The sequence below is a fragment of the Azospirillum cavernae genome, assembly GCF_003590795.1.
Taxonomy (GTDB): domain Bacteria; phylum Pseudomonadota; class Alphaproteobacteria; order Azospirillales; family Azospirillaceae; genus Azospirillum; species Azospirillum cavernae.
This window is the reverse complement of record NZ_QYUL01000003.1, coordinates 81762-97055: the sequence shown is the minus strand read 5'-3', so window position 1 is coordinate 97055 and position 15294 is coordinate 81762. Positions and strand designations below refer to the sequence as shown.

11 protein-coding genes are annotated in these 15294 nt (G+C 69.2%); all 11 read right to left on the bottom strand.

Annotated features, from left to right (window positions below):
* Positions 1–55: 55 nt before the first annotated feature.
* A complete protein-coding gene (locus D3877_RS20385) occupies positions 56–940 on the bottom strand; it encodes an ABC transporter permease (protein ID WP_119832644.1) in 885 nt (294 codons plus the stop codon).
* 3 nt (positions 941–943) lie between these two features.
* Complete coding sequence (gene proV, locus D3877_RS20380) at positions 944–2218, bottom strand: glycine betaine/L-proline ABC transporter ATP-binding protein ProV (RefSeq protein ID WP_238474997.1); 1275 nt, start codon at positions 2216–2218, stop codon at positions 944–946.
* Positions 2219–2315: 97 nt separating this feature from the next.
* The gene (locus tag D3877_RS20375; protein ID WP_119832643.1) at positions 2316–3098 is read right to left on the bottom strand and encodes an adenine nucleotide alpha hydrolase family protein; all 783 of its coding nucleotides are present in this window, start codon (positions 3096–3098) and stop codon (positions 2316–2318) included.
* A complete protein-coding gene (locus D3877_RS20370; protein WP_119832642.1) occupies positions 3091–4311 on the bottom strand; it encodes an electron transfer flavoprotein subunit alpha/FixB family protein in 1221 nt (406 codons plus the stop codon). The genes D3877_RS20375 and D3877_RS20370 overlap by 8 nt, the downstream gene beginning before the upstream one ends.
* On the bottom strand, positions 4308–6215 hold the full coding sequence (locus D3877_RS20365; protein WP_119832641.1) for a DUF3483 domain-containing protein: 1908 nt from the start codon (positions 6213–6215) through the stop codon (positions 4308–4310). Before D3877_RS20365 ends, D3877_RS20370 begins: the two co-directional genes overlap by 4 nt.
* 1 nt (position 6216) lies before the next feature.
* Positions 6217–8253: an NADH:flavin oxidoreductase gene (locus D3877_RS20360; protein ID WP_119832640.1), complete on the bottom strand. Its 2037-nt coding sequence runs from the start codon at positions 8251–8253 to the stop codon at positions 6217–6219.
* A gap of 116 nt (positions 8254–8369) precedes the next feature.
* Positions 8370–9689 carry a serine hydroxymethyltransferase gene (gene glyA, locus D3877_RS20355; RefSeq protein WP_420796908.1) on the bottom strand — a complete coding sequence of 440 codons (1320 nt, stop codon included), beginning with the start codon at positions 9687–9689 and terminating at the stop codon, positions 8370–8372.
* A gap of 79 nt (positions 9690–9768) precedes the next feature.
* Positions 9769–11148, bottom strand: coding sequence for an L-serine ammonia-lyase (locus tag D3877_RS20350; RefSeq protein ID WP_119832638.1), 1380 nt, complete (start codon positions 11146–11148; stop codon positions 9769–9771).
* Between the two features lie 179 nt (positions 11149–11327).
* A complete protein-coding gene (locus tag D3877_RS20345; RefSeq protein ID WP_158599954.1) occupies positions 11328–11945 on the bottom strand; it encodes a sarcosine oxidase subunit gamma in 618 nt (205 codons plus the stop codon).
* A complete protein-coding gene (locus tag D3877_RS20340) occupies positions 11938–14958 on the bottom strand; it encodes a sarcosine oxidase subunit alpha (RefSeq protein WP_119832636.1) in 3021 nt (1006 codons plus the stop codon). Before D3877_RS20340 ends, D3877_RS20345 begins: the two co-directional genes overlap by 8 nt.
* Positions 14955–15284 (bottom strand): sarcosine oxidase subunit delta, encoded by a 330-nt coding sequence (locus D3877_RS20335; protein WP_119832635.1) that lies wholly within the window; start codon positions 15282–15284, stop codon positions 14955–14957. Before D3877_RS20335 ends, D3877_RS20340 begins: the two co-directional genes overlap by 4 nt.
* Positions 15285–15294: the final 10 nt, after the last annotated feature.

Here is a 15294-nt window from a genome sequence, read left to right as displayed (position 1 = left end):
TCCGGCGCGCGAACGCGCCAGCCGCCAACCCAAAAAAGTGAAACCCTCAAACGGCTTACCGAGCCAGCGCCGCCGCCCGCAGCCGGGTGAGGAAGGCGAAGGGCCGTCGCGCCGGAGCCTTGGCGGCGCCAAAGCTCTGGGTGATGCGGTCCAACACGATGGCCAGCAGCACGACCGACAGGCCGCTTTCAAAGCCCAACCCGATGTCGAGCCGCTGGATGCCCTGAAGCACGACGTTGCCCAAGCCCCCCGCCCCAATCATCGAGGCGACGACGATCATCGACAGCGCCATCATCATGGTCTGGTTGACCCCGGCCATGATCGACGGCAGCGCGTTGGGCAACTGCACCTTCAACAAAAGCTGATGCGGGTGGCAGCCAAAGGCGCGCCCCGCCTCGACCAATTCGCCCGGCACCTGCTGGATGCCCAGCATGGTCAGCCGCACGGCGGGCGGCATGGCGAAGATGACCGTGGCGATGATGCCGGGCACCCGGCCCAGCCCAAAGAACATCACCGCCGGGATCAGATAGACGAAGGCGGGCATGGTCTGCATGAAATCCAGCATCGTCTTGCCCAGATGCTCGGCGACGCGGTTGCCCGCCATCCAAATCCCCAGCGGTATCCCAACCACCAAGCTGAGCAGGGTGGAGGACAGCACCAGCCCCAGCGTGCTGGCCGTCGGCTCCCACAGGCCCATGCTGAAAATCAGCGCCAACGACCCCATCGTGAACAGCCCAAAGCCAACGCCGACCCGCCAGAAGGCGGCGGCGGCGATCACCCCGCCAAGCAGCCAGGGCGGCATGCCCAGCAGCGCCGCGTCGATGCCGCCGCCAAAACCGTCGACGATGGCGGCGATGACGTCCAGGGAGGGTTGGAAATGGTCAAGGATGAAGGTGACGAGCTGTTCCGCCCACGCGCCGATCCCGATCTTGCCGTCCATCGCTCAGGCCCCCCTGTCCAAGGTTTCCAGCAGCACCGAGGGCGAAATGGCCCCCAGATAAATTCCGTTCGCGTCCACCACCGGCACCGGGCAGGGCGCCGACGCGACCCGGCGCAGCAGGGTGTGAACCGGAACGTCGCTCGTCACCGGCTCGATCCCCGGCAGAAAGGCGGAGAGGAAGCGCGGCTCGCCGCCGCGCAGCGCCTGCGCCACCGAATCCCGCGACACGATGCCCTGGAAACGGTTCTCGCCATCGCGGACATAGCCGAAAAGATGCCCGCTTTCGGTCAATTGCTGAAGCGCCGGACCCAGAACGCCGGGAACCCGGACGATGGTGTTCGACGCCTCGAACCGGGCGACGTCGCCCGCGCGCAGCACCCGCGAGACATCCACGTTGCGGAAAAAGGAGCGGACGTAATCGTCGGCGGGCGCGCGCAGAATGTCATAGGGGGTGCCGACCTGAACGATCCGCCCGCCTTCCATGATGGCGATGCGGTCGCCGATCCGCATGGCTTCGTCCAGATCGTGGGAGATGAAGATGATGGTGCGCTTCTGCTCGCGCTGAAGCCGCAGCAGCTCGTCCTGCATTTCGGTGCGGATCAACGGATCGAGCGCCGAAAACGCCTCGTCCATCAGCATGATGGTCGGGTTGTTGGCCAGCGCGCGGGCCAGCCCCACCCGCTGCTGCATGCCGCCCGACATTTCGCGCGGGTAGCGGTGGGCGTAGGCGCCAAGCCCGACCTGCTGAAGCGCGACCATCGCCGCGTCGCGCCGCTTGACCTTCTCCACCCCGGCGATTTCCAGGCCAAAGGCGGCGTTTTCCAGCGCGGTGAGGTGGGGCAGCAGGGCGAAGGACTGGAACACCATGCTCATGTCCCGCCGCAGCACCTCGACCAGTTCCCGCCGGGACAGTTTGGTCAGGTTGCGCCCGTCGAGCAGGATTTCGCCGCCGCTGGGTTCGATCAGCCGATTCAGCAGGCGGATCATCGTCGATTTGCCCGAGCCGGACAGGCCCATGATGACGAAGATCTCGCCCGACCGAACCTCGAAACTGGCGTCCATCACGCCGACGTTGACGTGGAGTTTTTCCAGGACCTCGGCCTTGCTCGCCCCGGCTTTCAGCATGGCCAGAGCGGGCTTGGGATCGGCGGTGAAGATTTTGTAGAGGTTGCGGACCTGAAGCCGGACGTCCGCCGCCGCCCCGACCTTTTCCGCGACCACCGGGGGCGCCGTCGTCGCGGCGGCTGGGGCGTCGTCCAAGCGCATCGTCATGGTCATCACGCCCTCCGTCCGATGTTGCGTCGTTCTGTGTTGGGCCATCCCGTCCGTGCGGAAGCGGCGAAGACGGGGGCCTGGCGTGGTCGGTCGTCGATCGTCATCGCGGCTGCATTCCCTGTTCCTGGAGATAATCCCAAATGGCGCGGGCGGCCTCGTCGGGGGACGGCTCGACCAGCACGCGGCCCTGCCCGGCTTTCGCTTCCGTCGCCGCGCGCAATCGTTCCAACGCGCCGCCAGTTCCACCGCCCGCCGCGCCAACGCTCAGGCGCTTGGGCCGGTCGCGCCACGGGCGGGCGGCGCAGGCGGTCAGAAACGCGTCGGGCGGCGCGTCAACCGGGACGACCTCGATCCGACCGCGCCGGGCCGGGCCGAAGGCCGACGGACGGGCGGCGGGGGCCGCCGGATGAACCGTCGCAACGAAGGGAAGCTCAACCCGCAGCGCGCGCCGCTGCCCACGGGCCAGCGCCTGAACAACCTCCGCCGTGCGACCCTCCGCGTCCAGCGCGATGGCGACAACGTCCGGCACGATGGCGAGGCCCAGCGCCTGGGCGACGACATAGGGCAACATGCCGCTGTCCTCGCCCCCCTCCGCCTGGTTGCCGGTGAGGATGATTCCGGGCGACAGGCCGCGCAGGCGGGCGGCCAGCGCGTCGGTCGGGTCGCGGCCCTCGGCCATGGCGAGCACGGTCAATCGCTCCAGCCCCATGCCCAGATAGTCGCGCAGGGCCGGATTCGTCGGATCCCCAGCGTGCAGCGCGTCACGTCGCCCCGGCGGCAGACCGAAGGCCAGTTCCAGCGCGCGGGCGTCCGACGGCGCGCGCCGCGCCTGGCCCGACGCCGGATGCCGCCCCACGGACACAAGGATGGCGACGTCAACCATGGCCACCCTCCCCCGCCAAACGCAGCAGCGCGGGCATGACCGCCTGCGCGTCGGCGATGATCGCCAGATCGGCGCGCTTGATCATCGCCGCGTGGAGGTCGGTGTTGACGGCGACGACGCGCTCCACCCCGCCGACGCCCTGAAGATGCTGGGGCGCTCCGGCGATGCCGAAGGCCAGATAGCAGCGCGCCGACACCACGGTTCCCGACGCCCCAACCTGCCGGTCGCGCGGCAAATGTCCCGCGTCGCACACCACGCGGCTGCCCGCGCGGGTCGCGCCCAACGCCCGGCCCAAATCGGCGAACACGACCCAGTCGGTGACGCCGTTTCCGGCGCTGAGGATGAAATCCGCCTCGCCCAACCCCACCCCGTCGGGATCGACCGGCAGCCGCCGGGCCTCGCGCAGCTTGGGCGCGTCCGGCGACGTCTCGGGCGGGTCGAGCCGCCGCGCCTCATGCCGCACGGCCCCCAGCGGGGCCACCGCGTCGGCGGCGATGGACAGAAAGCGAGACGGCGCGCAAGACAGCTCGGTCGCCCCGCCCCCGGCGCGGCGCGCGACGCGGCTGGCCGACAGGCTTTCGACTCCGGCGAACAAGCGCTCCCCGCAAGCGGCGGCGACGCGGCGGGCAAGATCGCCGCCCTCCGGGCTTTCGGGAAACAGGACGTGGAGCGGGGACCATCGGGCGATGGCGGCGACCAGGGCGGCGGCGCGGCGCTCCGGCGCATACTCGGCGGCCCAAGCGGCGGGCAGCGGAATCACCCGGTCGGCACCCAGAGCGCCCCAATCATCGGCCCCGTCCGGCGCCACAGCGACGACCGCGCCATCAACCGCGTCGGCCAACAGACGCGCCGCCGCCAGAAGCTGGCGGTCATGCGCCGACAACGCCCCATCGGGTCGGTCAAGCGCCGCGAAGATCAGGCAGGCCGGGTTTTCGATCACCCGCAAGGGTGGCGCGGCGGGCGCGGCCCGCTGTCCCCGCCCCGGTGCCGACATTGAAACGGCGGCCCCCGTCCCCTTGCCGGTCCAATCCAGACGCAGGCGGGGCGCGGTTTGCAGCGTGGCGTCGGCGCGCCGCGCGCGCGGGTCGCGCCGGGGCCGTCCGCCCGACGACGCCGCAATGGCGTCGGGATCAAGCACCAGCCGTCGCCGGGGTTCGGTTTGCACAATTCGCGCCGTCCGTTCGGCGCGCGGGTCGCGGCGGCGGGCGGTCATCGGGTCGGCTCCGTCGCCGCCAGAACCAGTTCGGCGATTTCGGCGACCGCCGGGCGCGGCTCCACCACCCCTTCCAGCATCAGCGTGCAGGTCGGGCAGGCGACCGCCAGAATGGGCGCACCGCTGGCCCGCGCGTCGTCCATCCGCATGTCGGGAATCCGCCGCTCCCCCGCCACATCGGTCAAGGGCGCCCCCCCGCCCCCGCCGCAACAGCGCGAGCGCAGGCCGGAACGCTCCATCTCCCGCCGCCGCGCCCCGATGGCGTCGAGCAGGGCGCGCGGCGCGTCGGTTTCGCCGTTGTAGCGGCCTAGATAGCAGGGGTCGTGATAGGCGACCGCCTGGCCCAGCGGCGCCGTCACTGTCAGCGCGCCGCTGCGCACCAGCTCCAACAAAAAGGCGGTGTGGTGCAGCACGGTCCAGCGCCCGCCGAAGGCTGGATATTCGTTGCGCAGAGTGTGGAAGGCGTGCGGATCGGCGGTGACGATGCGCGCGAAGCGTCGGCCATTCAGAAGGGCGACGTTGCGCCGGGCCAGATCCTGAAAGGTCGCCTCGTCGCCCAGACGGCGGGCGACGTCGCCGCAATCCAGCTCCTCCGCCCCCAACACGGCGAAATCGACGCCCGCCCGGCGCAGCAGCAGGACCAGCGCCCGCAAGGAACGCTGGTTGCGCAGATCATAGGCCCCGTCGCCCAGCCACAGCAGAACGTCGCACGTCCCCCCGGCGGCCAAAACCGGCAAACGCAGATCGACCGCCCAATCAAGCCGACGGTCCAGCGAGCGCCCGCCCGGATTGTCGGTCGCCCGCAACTCCTCCAGCACGCCCGCCGCCTTGGCCGGGGTCGCGCCCAGCTCCAGCGTTTGGAAACGGCGCAGATCGACCACCGCGTCGACATGCTCGATCATCATCGGGCATTCCTGCACGCAGGCCCGGCAGGTGGTGCAGGCCCACAGCGTGTCGGGGTGGATCATCGCCTGCGGCCCGACCAGCGGCCGCGACGGGCCGCTGGTCGCCGCCCCAACCGGGCGACCGGGATGGCGGCTCCCGGTATAGGCGCGGTCGTCGCCGCCCTCGTCCAGCGACAGAACGAGATCCTGAATCAGCTTTTTCGGGTTCAGCGGCAACCCAGCGGCGAAGGCCGGACAGGCGGTTTCGCAGCGCCCGCACTGGACGCAGGCGTCAAAGCCCAACAGCCGGTTCCAGGCGAAATCCACCACCCGCCCGGCCCCCAATGGCCCGGAATCCGCCGTCTCCAAATCCAACGGACGCAAGCCGCTGTCGCGCCCCGCCCCATCGTGGAACCGCGCCGGACGCGGGTGGGCGACCAGATGCAGCGCGCCATGGACGGCGTGCTTCAGCGGCCCGTTCCACACCCCGAACACCAGCTCCGCCAAGCCCCAACCGCCCAGCGCCACCAGCGCCAACCCGACCGGAACCGGCAGAACCCCGCCCGCGCTCTGGTCCGCCGCCACCAGCAGAAAGGCCGCCGCGAAGCCGGTCAACGCCAAGGGCAGCCGGTTGAAACGCCCGCCCGACAAACCCGCCGGACGCAACACCCGACGCCGGTAGCCGACCATCAACCCGCCCGCCAGCATCGCCGCCAGCGCGAGCGCCAGAAGCCCCCACAGCGCCGGATGCCGCAAGGGCGGCAGCGCCAACACAACCAACAGGGCGAGCGCCGCGAGAAAGCCGCCCGCGCTCAAGGCGTGAAACCGCGCGTTGAAGGGGGTGCGCCCGACCACGGCGTGGACGTCCACCAGATAACGCCCCGGCAAGGCCGCCAGCCCCGCCCACAGATCGACCGCCGCCGCCCGCCCGGCGCGCCAACGCCGCGCCTGAACCAGCGCCAGCGCCAGCCCAACCAGCAGAACCGTCAGCGTGACCGTGGACAGCGCCGCCGCGACCATCTCACAGATCCTTGCAGAGACGCGCGGCGTCGTAGATGGCGGCGTGGATGTTGCGCCCGGCCACCGCGTCGCCGATGCGGTACAGCGCGCAGCCCTGTTCCGGCACGGGCTGCGGACGACCGGACAGCAGACAATCCAGGTCGGTTTCGCCCCGGTTGGCGGATTGTTCCTTCAGGTCGCGATACAGCCCGTCGTTCGGCAGCGTCCCCAACTCGACGACGATCTGATCGACCAGCCGCTCCTCCTCCTCGTGGGTGTAGTCGTTGCGCAGGACGGCGACGCGGCGGTTGCCCTCCGGGTAGATCTCGACCAGCGTGTGGTTGGTCGTCATCATCACGCCCAGCCGGTACAGCTCGCGCAGATGGATCGGCTGGTTGGTGGTGCCAACCTCCTCCGCGATCATGCGGTCGGGGGTGGCGATCTCGACCAGCGCGCCGCGCGTGGCCATGAATTCGGCGCAGGACGCGCCATGATGCAGGCCGGTCCCGTCATACATCAGCACACTGCCCGTCGGCTCCACCGCGCCGGTCAGCACGTCCCAGCTTGTGACGGCCAAATCCGATCCGGGAAAATCGCCCCGGTCGGGACGCCCGCCGGTCGCCAGAATCACCACATCGGGCCGCTCCGCCTCGACCGTGGCGGCGGTGGCCTCCACCCCATAGCGGATCTCGACGCCCAGCTTCACCGCCTGTTGGGTCAGCCAGCGGGTGACGCCGGTCAGCGCCTCCCGCCAGGTCGCTTTCGCGGCGACGGCGATTTGCCCGCCGGACGACGCCGCCCGTTCCAGCAACAAAACGGAATGGCCGCGTTCGGCGCAGACCCGCGCCGCCTCAAGCCCCGCCGGACCCGCCCCGACCACCAGCACGCGGCGGCGCGCCGGGGCCTTGGCGATGACGTGCGGCATGGTCGCTTCGCGCCCGGTCGCCGCGTTCTGGATGCACAGGGCGTCGCCGCCGACATAGATGCGGTCGATGCAATAACCGGCGCCGACGCATTGCCGGACGTCGTCCAACCGTCCTTCGGCAAGTTTGCGCATCAGATGCGGGTCGGCGATGTGGGCGCGGGTCATGGCGACCATGTCCACATGCCCCTCCTCCACCGCGCGGGCGGCGGTGGCCAGATCGGTCACGCGCTGGGCGTGGAACACCGGAATGCCGACCTCGCGCTTGATGCTGCTTGGCAAATGCAAAAAGGGCGCGACCGGAAAGGACATGTTGGGCAGCGAGATCGCGTGCGCCATGTGATCGCGCGCCTGCCCGCCCAGCACATTGACGAAATCAATCAACCCGCGTTCGGCGTAGGTCCGGGCGATGGTGACACAATCCTCGTTGGTCAGACCGTCGTCGATCAGCTCGTCGCCCGACATGCGGATGCCGACGATGTAATCGTCGCCGACCTCCGCCCGGATCGCCTCGAACACCTCGACGCCGAAGCGCATGCGGTTTTCCAGGCTGCCGCCGTATTTGTCGGCGCGGCGGTTGACCGAGGGACTCCAGAACTGGTCGATCAAATGGCCGTGCGCGGCGGACAGCTCGAACCCATCAAGCCCGCCCTCTTTGCAACGCCGCGCCGCCGCCGCGAATCCGGCGATGATCCGCTTGAAATCCCAATCCTCCATCTCCTTGGGCGTGTTGCGGTGCGCCGGTTCCCGCCGGGCCGAGGCCGACACGGTGGGCAACCAGTTCTCCGTGTCCCAGCGCGTCCGCCGCCCCATATGGGTCAATTGGATCATCAGCGCCGCGCCGTGGCGGTGCACCCGGTCGGAGAATTCCCGAAAGAACGGAATCACGCTGTCGTCGGCGACCGAGATCTGGTTCCACGGCGCCGCCGGACTGTCCACCGCGACCGAGGAGGAGCCGCCGAACATCGTCAGGGCGATGCCCCCCTTGGCCTTTTCCTCGTGGTAAAGCTGGTAGCGTTCCTTGGGCTTACCGTCGGAGCCGTATCCCGGCGCGTGGCTGGTGCTCATGACCCGGTTGCGCAGGGTCAAATGCTTGATCGTCAGCGGCTTGAGAAGAGTCTCGGCGGGCGACGGCATGGCGGCTCGCTTCTCAATGGCGATGGAAGAAAGGATGTCACCGGATCGTCAAGAAAACCTGTTCACCTGCGACAGATCACCGCATGATTGCGACAGCCCGTCCCTTTTGCGCGTGGTCAGACGAGCGCCGGTTCCGCCGCCGTCCGGTAGATGGGAAACCGCTCGCACAGCGCCCCCACCTTGCGGCGCACCGCCGTTTCCACCGCGCTGTTGTCTCCGGTGTTGCTGGCGGCCAGCCCGTCGAGCACCTCGGTGATCCAATGGCCGATCTGCTCGAACTCCGCCACGCCGAAACCGCGCGTGGTCGCCGCCGGGCTGCCCAGCCGGACGCCCGACGTGATGGTCGGCTTTTGCGGATCGAACGGCACGCCGTTCTTGTTGCAGGTCATTCCGGCATGCTCCAGGCTGGCTTCCGCCGCCTTGCCGGTCAGGTTCTTCGGACGCAGATCCAACAGCACGATGTGGCTGTCGGTGCCGCCCGACACGATGTCGAAACCGCCCGCCAGCAAGGCCGAGGACAGGGCGCGGGCGTTGTCCAGCACGGCGCGGGCGTAATCCTTGAACGCCGGATCCAGCGCCTCGCCAAAGGCCACCGCCTTGGCGGCGATCACATGCATCAGCGGGCCGCCCTGAAGGCCGGGGAACACCGCCGAATTGATCTTTTTGGCGATGGCCTCGTCGTTGGTCAGCACCACGCCGCCGCGCGGGCCGCGCAGGGTCTTGTGGGTCGTCGTCGTCACCACATGGGCGTGCGGCAGGGGGGAGGGGTAGACGCCACCCGCCACCAGCCCGGCGACATGGGCCATGTCCACCATCAGATAGGCCCCGACCTCGTCGGCGATGGCGCGGAAGCGGGCGAAGTCGATGACGCGCGGATAGGCCGACCCACCGGCGACGATCAGCTTTGGCTTGTGCTCGCGCGCCAACCGTTCGACCTCCTCGATGTCGATCAAGCCGTCGTCGCGCCGCACGCCGTAGGGGATGGCGTTGAACCATTTGCCCGACAGGTTGGGCGGCGCGCCGTGCGTCAGATGCCCGCCCGCCGCCAGCGACATGCCAAGAATGGTGTCGCCCGGCTTCAGCAGGGCCAGAAACACCGCCTGGTTGGCCTGCGCCCCGGAATGCGGCTGCACGTTGGCGAAGCCGCAGCCGTAGAGTTGGCAAATCCGTTCGATGGCCAGCGCCTCGACCGAATCGACATGCTCGCAGCCGCCGTAATAGCGTTTGCCGGGATAACCCTCGGCGTATTTGTTGGTGAGAACGGAGCCTTGCGCCTCCAGCACGGCGGTGGAGACGATGTTTTCGGACGCGATCAACTCGATCTGGTCCTGCTGCCGCCCAAGCTCGCGGCCAATGGCGGCCCACACCGCCTCATCGGCGCGGCGCAGCGCGGCGCCGGGCGCGCCGAAGGTCAAGGACGGGGGAGCGGCGGCGATGATGGTGGTCATGGCGATTCCCTGTTCATGGTGGTCGGCGGCGAGGATCGGGCGGCCTTCGTCCGGCCAGCCCCGGCGGTCAGCATTCGACGATGTTGACCGCAAGCCCGCCGAGCGAGGTTTCTTTGTATTTCGTCTGCATGTCCGCCCCGGTCTCCCGCATCGTGCGGATGACCTTGTCGAGCGAGACGTGGTGCAGGCCGTCGCTGTTCAACGCCAGCCGGGCGGCGTTGATCGCCTTCACGGCGCCAATGGCGTTGCGTTCGATGCACGGGATTTGGACCAGCCCGCCGATGGGATCGCAGGTCAGGCCCAGATTGTGCTCCATGCCGATTTCGGCGGCGTTTTCGATCTGGGCGGGGGTGCCGCCCATCGCGGCGGCCAAGCCGCCCGCCGCCATCGAACAGGCCACCCCGACCTCCCCCTGACACCCGACCTCAGCGCCGGAGATTGAGGCGTTTTTCTTGTAGAGCGTGGCGATGGCGGTCGCCGTCAGCAGGAAATCGAAGAGGCCCCGTTCGCTGGCGTTGTGGCAAAAGCGGTCATAATAATGCAGCACCGCCGGAACGATGCCCGCCGCGCCGTTGGTCGGCGCCGTCACCACCCGACCCCCGGCGGCGTTTTCCTCATTCACGGCGATGGCGTAGACGCTGATCCAATCCATCACCGCCATCGGGTCGCGCAGCGCCGATTCCGCCTTGCCGCAGGCGTCGCGGTAAAGCGCGGCGGCGCGGCGGCGCACCTTCAGCCCGCCCGGCAGCACGCCGTCCTGGGCGATGCCGCGCGCCACGCAGCCCTTCATCGCGCTCCATATGTTCCGCAGTCCGGCGTCGATCTCGTCATCCGACCGCCACGCCCGTTCGTTGTCGCGAACCAGTGCGGCGATGCTGCGCCCGCTGTCGCGCGCCATCGCCAGCATCTCGTCGGCGGAGCCGAAATCATAGGGAAGGGTCGGCGCGTCGGGCGAGGGTTCGTTGCGGTGCAACTCCTCCTCCGTCACGACGAAGCCGCCACCGATGGAGTAGTACACGCGGGTGTCGAGCGTTCGCCCCGCCGCGTCGAAAGCGGTCAACCGCAGGCCGTTGGGGTGGCCGGGCAGACTCTCCCCCCGGTGCAGCAACAGGTCGCGCTCCGGCTCGAACACGATGTCCGGCCCACCGCCCAACCGCAGCCGCCGGTCGCGGCGCACGGCCTCGACCAAGGCGGGGATCCGTTCGGGATCGACCGTGTCCGGCCATTCGCCGAGCAGCCCCAGCAGAACGGCGCTGTCGGTTGCGTGGCCGATGCCGGTCAGGGCGAGCGAGCCGTACAGCTCCGCCGCCACCCGCTGGACGGCGTCCGGGTCGGCGCGCTCCGCCAGACCGGCGACGAAGGCGGCGGCGGCCTTCATCGGTCCCACGGTGTGGGAGCTGGACGGGCCGATGCCGATCTTGAACACATCAAAGACGCTGACGGCCATGGGCGATGTCCTTGCGCGTCGGTTGTGATCGGGTGGTAAAGGGAGATTCGCTGGCCCCCTCCCCGACCCTCCCCCGCTCACGCGGGAGAGGGGGCCTGGACCTTTGTCAATTCCCACGCCCGCTCCCTCTCCCGCAACGCGGGGGAGGGCTGGGGAGGGGGCAAGCCGCGCTCAAACCCCTACCCGCTGATCGCCCGCCCGTTGTATTCGGCCATGGCGTCGGACAGCCACAGCCAGACATATTCGGCGAAGGAGCGGCGCGGCAGGATGTCGTAGGTCGGGGCGTCGTCGCGCTGGTGCAGGATGATCCCGGCCCGCGCCAGAACCGTCTGGGCGCATTGCCCCGGACGAAAACCACGCGGGTGCAGGTCGAGCGTGCAGCCCTTTTGCAAGGTTTCCCGCGCCGACGGGCCGGACAGACGCAGCAGGGCGCGGTTGCCGGTGACGTCGGTGACGGCGGCGTGCAGGCCGGTCAGCGCCTCGCGCAGTTGGGCCATCACCGCGCCCTCCTGCCCCGGCGCGGTCAGGATCAACCATTCGTCGGGGCCAAGCCACAGCACCGTGACGTCGGCGGCGGACTGCACCGTGTTGGCGTTCACCGGCAGCAGTCCTTGCAGCACCCCGCCGACGGCGCGGGCGGCGCGCGGGTCGTGGCCGTCGCAGCGCAGATTGATCTGACCGGGCGGGATCATCTCCACCAGGGTCAAGGCGCCGCCCGCCCGGTCGGGCGGAACCGCGAAGGCCGAAGCGAAGCGGGCGACCGCGCCGACGCGCGGCAAGTCAACGGCGTTAGCCATGGAGGCGCACTCCCTCGGGATCGTAGAAAACCGGCTTGACGACGGCGCAGGCCACATTCTTGTCGGCGAGCGGCGCATGAACCGTCTGGCCGATCATCCGCGATCCGCCCGCGATCAGGGCCAGCGCGATGGAACGGCCCATCGTCTCGCTCCAATAGCTGGACGTCACGTAGCCGAGCATCGGGATGGGAACCGTTCCGCCCGCCTGCGCCGTGATCTGCGCGCCTTCCGGCAACACCATGGTCGGATCCTGGGTCAGCAGGCCAACCAACTGCTTGCGGTCGGCGCGGCTGGTGTCTTGGCGGGTGAAGGAGCGTTTGCCGACGAAGTCCGCCTTCTGCTTCGACACGATCCAATCCATGCCGAGATCCTGCGGCGTCACCGTGCCGTCGGTTTCCTGGCCGACGATGATGTAGCCCTTTTCGGCGCGCAGCACATGCATGGTCTCGGTGCCGTAGGGCGTGACGCCATGCGGCGCTCCCGCCTTCATGATCTCCGTCCACAGACGCAGGCCGTGATAGGCCGGGACGTTGATCTCATACGACAATTCGCCGGTGAAGCTGATGCGGAAGATGCGGGCCGGAACCCCGGCGACGACCGCCTCCTTCATCGCCATGAAGGGGAAGGCGTCGGCGCTGAGATCCAAATCCGGGGCCAGCGCCGCCACGACGTCGCGCGCCTTCGGTCCGGCGATGGAGGCGGTGGACCAATGTTCGGTGACGCTGGTCAGATGGACCCGCAGATCCGGCCATTCCGTTTGAAGATACTCTTCCAGCCAATCCAGCACCTTGGCGGCGTTGCTGGTGGTGGTGGTCATCAGGAAATGGTTGGGGCCGAGGCGCGTGGTCACGCCGTCGTCGATCACCATCCCCTCTTCCTTGCACATCACGCCGTAGCGGCAGCGCCCGACGTCGAGCTTGCTCCAGGCGTTGGTGTACATGCGGTTGAGCAGGATCGCCGCGTCCGGTCCCTGGATGTCGATCTTGCCGAGAGTCGACGCGTCAAGCACGCCGACGCCGTTGCGCACCGCCCGGCATTCCCGGTTCACCGCGTCGTGCATGGATTCGCCAGCGCGCGGGAAATACCAGGGGCGTTTCCACTGGCCGACATCCTCAAAGACCGCGCCATTCTCCACATGCCAACGGTGCATCGGCGTCACCCGCGCCGGGTCGGCCAGTTCGCCGACGTCGCGCCCGGCCAGCGCCCCGAAGACGACCGGCGTGTAAGGCGGGCGGAAGGTGGTGGTGCCGACCTGCGGGATCGGCGCGCTGAGCGACTGGGCGAGGATGGCCAGGGCGTTGACGTTGGACGTCTTGCCCTGATCCGTGCCCATGCCCATGGTGGTGTAGCGTTTCAAATGCTCGACCGACTGATAGCCCTCGCGCGAGGCGAGCAGCACGTCGGCGGCGGTCACGTCGTTCTGGAAATCGACGAAATGCTTGCCCGATCCGCGCCCAACCAGTTGGGTGGACGGCACCACCCACAGCGGGCGCAACGGCTCCTCGGCGTCGGCCTCGGCGCGCGGCACGGGCAGCGGCGCGTCGGCGGTGAAGCCAGCCTCCCGCGCCGCCTCGGTTCCGGCGGCCACGCCCTCGGCCAGACAATCGGGCAGCGCGAAGCGTCCGTTGCAGGTTCCGGCGCAATGCAGGGCCTGGGTCGCCTTGTGCGGCACGAAGCAGGCCGCCGCCTCGTCGTAACGCAGCTTGCCGGTGGATTGGGAATAAAGATGCACCGCCGGATTCCAGCCGCCCGACATCGCCAGCAGGTCGCAGGCGATGCTGGTCCGCGCCATCCCGACCACGCCGCCGCCGTCGGCGGCCAGCGGCATGACGTCAACGGAGGTCAGGCGCTTGCCGCCCTCGGTCGCCACCACGGCGCGGTTTTCCAACACGGTGATTCCCGCCGCCCGCGCCTTGGCCGCCAAGGGTCCGTTGACCGCCGTCCGCACATCGACGATGGCGGCGATCGCGATCCCCGCCGCCTGCATGTCGAGCGCGGCGGCGTAAGCGCTGTCGTTGTTGGTCAGCAGCACGGCCCGCTTGCCCGGCGTGACGCCGTAGCGGTTGACGTAGGTCCGCACCGCGCCCGCCAGCATGATTCCCGGCCGGTCGTTGTCGGCGAAAACCAGCGGGCGCTCATGGCCGCCGGTCGCCAGCACGACGCGCTTGGCCCGGACGTTCCACAGCCGTTGCCGCGACAGATGCGGGGCCGCGCCGCGCGGCAGATGATCGGTGCGCCGCTCGGTCAAGGTCAGATGGTTGTGATCGTAATAGCCCGCCGCCGTGGTCCGACGCAGCACGCGGATCTCCGGGCAGGCGGCCAACTCGGCCTCGATCTTGGCGATCCACGACGCGGCGGGCAGACCGTCCACCGTTTCGCCGCTGGTCAGCAGGGAGCCGCCCAACTCGTTCTGCTCGTCGGCCAGAATCACCCGCGCGCCGGTGCGCGCCGCCGCCAAGGCCGCCGTCAGACCGGCGGGACCGGCGCCGACGACCAGCACGTCGCAATGGACGTGCATCTTGTCGTAACGGTCGGGGTCCGGCTCCTTCGGGGCCTTGCCCAAACCGGCGGCGTGGCGGATCAGCGGCTCATACAGCTTCATCCACAGGCTTTGCGGATGCATGAAGGTCTTATAATAGAACCCGGCGACGAAGATCTTCGACAGCAAGCCGTTGACCGCGCCGACGTCGAAATTCACGTTCGGCCAAGCGTTTTGGCTGGCCGCGCTCAGCCCCTCATACAGCTCGATCTGGGTGGCGCGCAGGTTGGGTTCGGTGTGGCCGCCGCGCTCCAACTGGATCAGCGCCGACGGCTCTTCCGACCCGGCGGACAGGATGCCGCGCGGGCGGTGGTATTTGAAGCTGCGGGCGACCAGATGCACGCCATTCGCCAACAGGGCAGAAGCCAGCGTGTCGCCTGCGCAGCCCTGATAGCTCTTGCCGTTGAAGGTGAAGGTGACGCTGCGGGTCCGGTCGATGCGGCCGCCCGACGCGGTGCGGTGGCTGTTGCTCACGAGCGGACTCCCTGCTGGCTGGCCTGCGGCGGCTGGGCTTCGGCGACGGCGGCGTCTGGTTCGGCTGCCGCGCCGGGGGGATAGACCCGCAAAATCTCGTGGGTCACGGTGTGGCGCTCCACGTTGAACCAGCGGCGGCAGCCATGGGCGTGAACCCAGCGTTCGCGGTGAACGCCCTTGGGGTTGGCGCGCAGAAACAGGAAGTCGGCCCATTCGGCGTCCGACAAGGCGGACGGATCGGCGGGACGGACGCGGTGGGCCTCGCCGCCGTAAGCGAACTCGATCTCGTCGCGCGGGCCGCACCAGGGGCAATGGATCAGGAGCATGGCGGAAACC

Coding starts and splice junctions, on each gene's coding strand:
- D3877_RS20385 (WP_119832644.1), bottom strand. CDS start 940: ATGGACGGCAAGATCGGGATCGGCGCGTGGGCGGAACAGCTCGTCACC.
- proV (WP_238474997.1), bottom strand. CDS start 2,218: ATGACCATGACGATGCGCTTGGACGACGCCCCAGCCGCCGCGACGACG.
- D3877_RS20375 (WP_119832643.1), bottom strand. CDS start 3,098: ATGGTTGACGTCGCCATCCTTGTGTCCGTGGGGCGGCATCCGGCGTCG.
- D3877_RS20370 (WP_119832642.1), bottom strand. CDS start 4,311: ATGACCGCCCGCCGCCGCGACCCGCGCGCCGAACGGACGGCGCGAATT.
- D3877_RS20365 (WP_119832641.1), bottom strand. CDS start 6,215: ATGGTCGCGGCGGCGCTGTCCACGGTCACGCTGACGGTTCTGCTGGTT.
- D3877_RS20360 (WP_119832640.1), bottom strand. CDS start 8,253: ATGCCGTCGCCCGCCGAGACTCTTCTCAAGCCGCTGACGATCAAGCAT.
- D3877_RS20350 (WP_119832638.1), bottom strand. CDS start 11,148: ATGGCCGTCAGCGTCTTTGATGTGTTCAAGATCGGCATCGGCCCGTCC.
- D3877_RS20345 (WP_158599954.1), bottom strand. CDS start 11,945: ATGGCTAACGCCGTTGACTTGCCGCGCGTCGGCGCGGTCGCCCGCTTC.
- D3877_RS20335 (WP_119832635.1), bottom strand. CDS start 15,284: ATGCTCCTGATCCATTGCCCCTGGTGCGGCCCGCGCGACGAGATCGAG.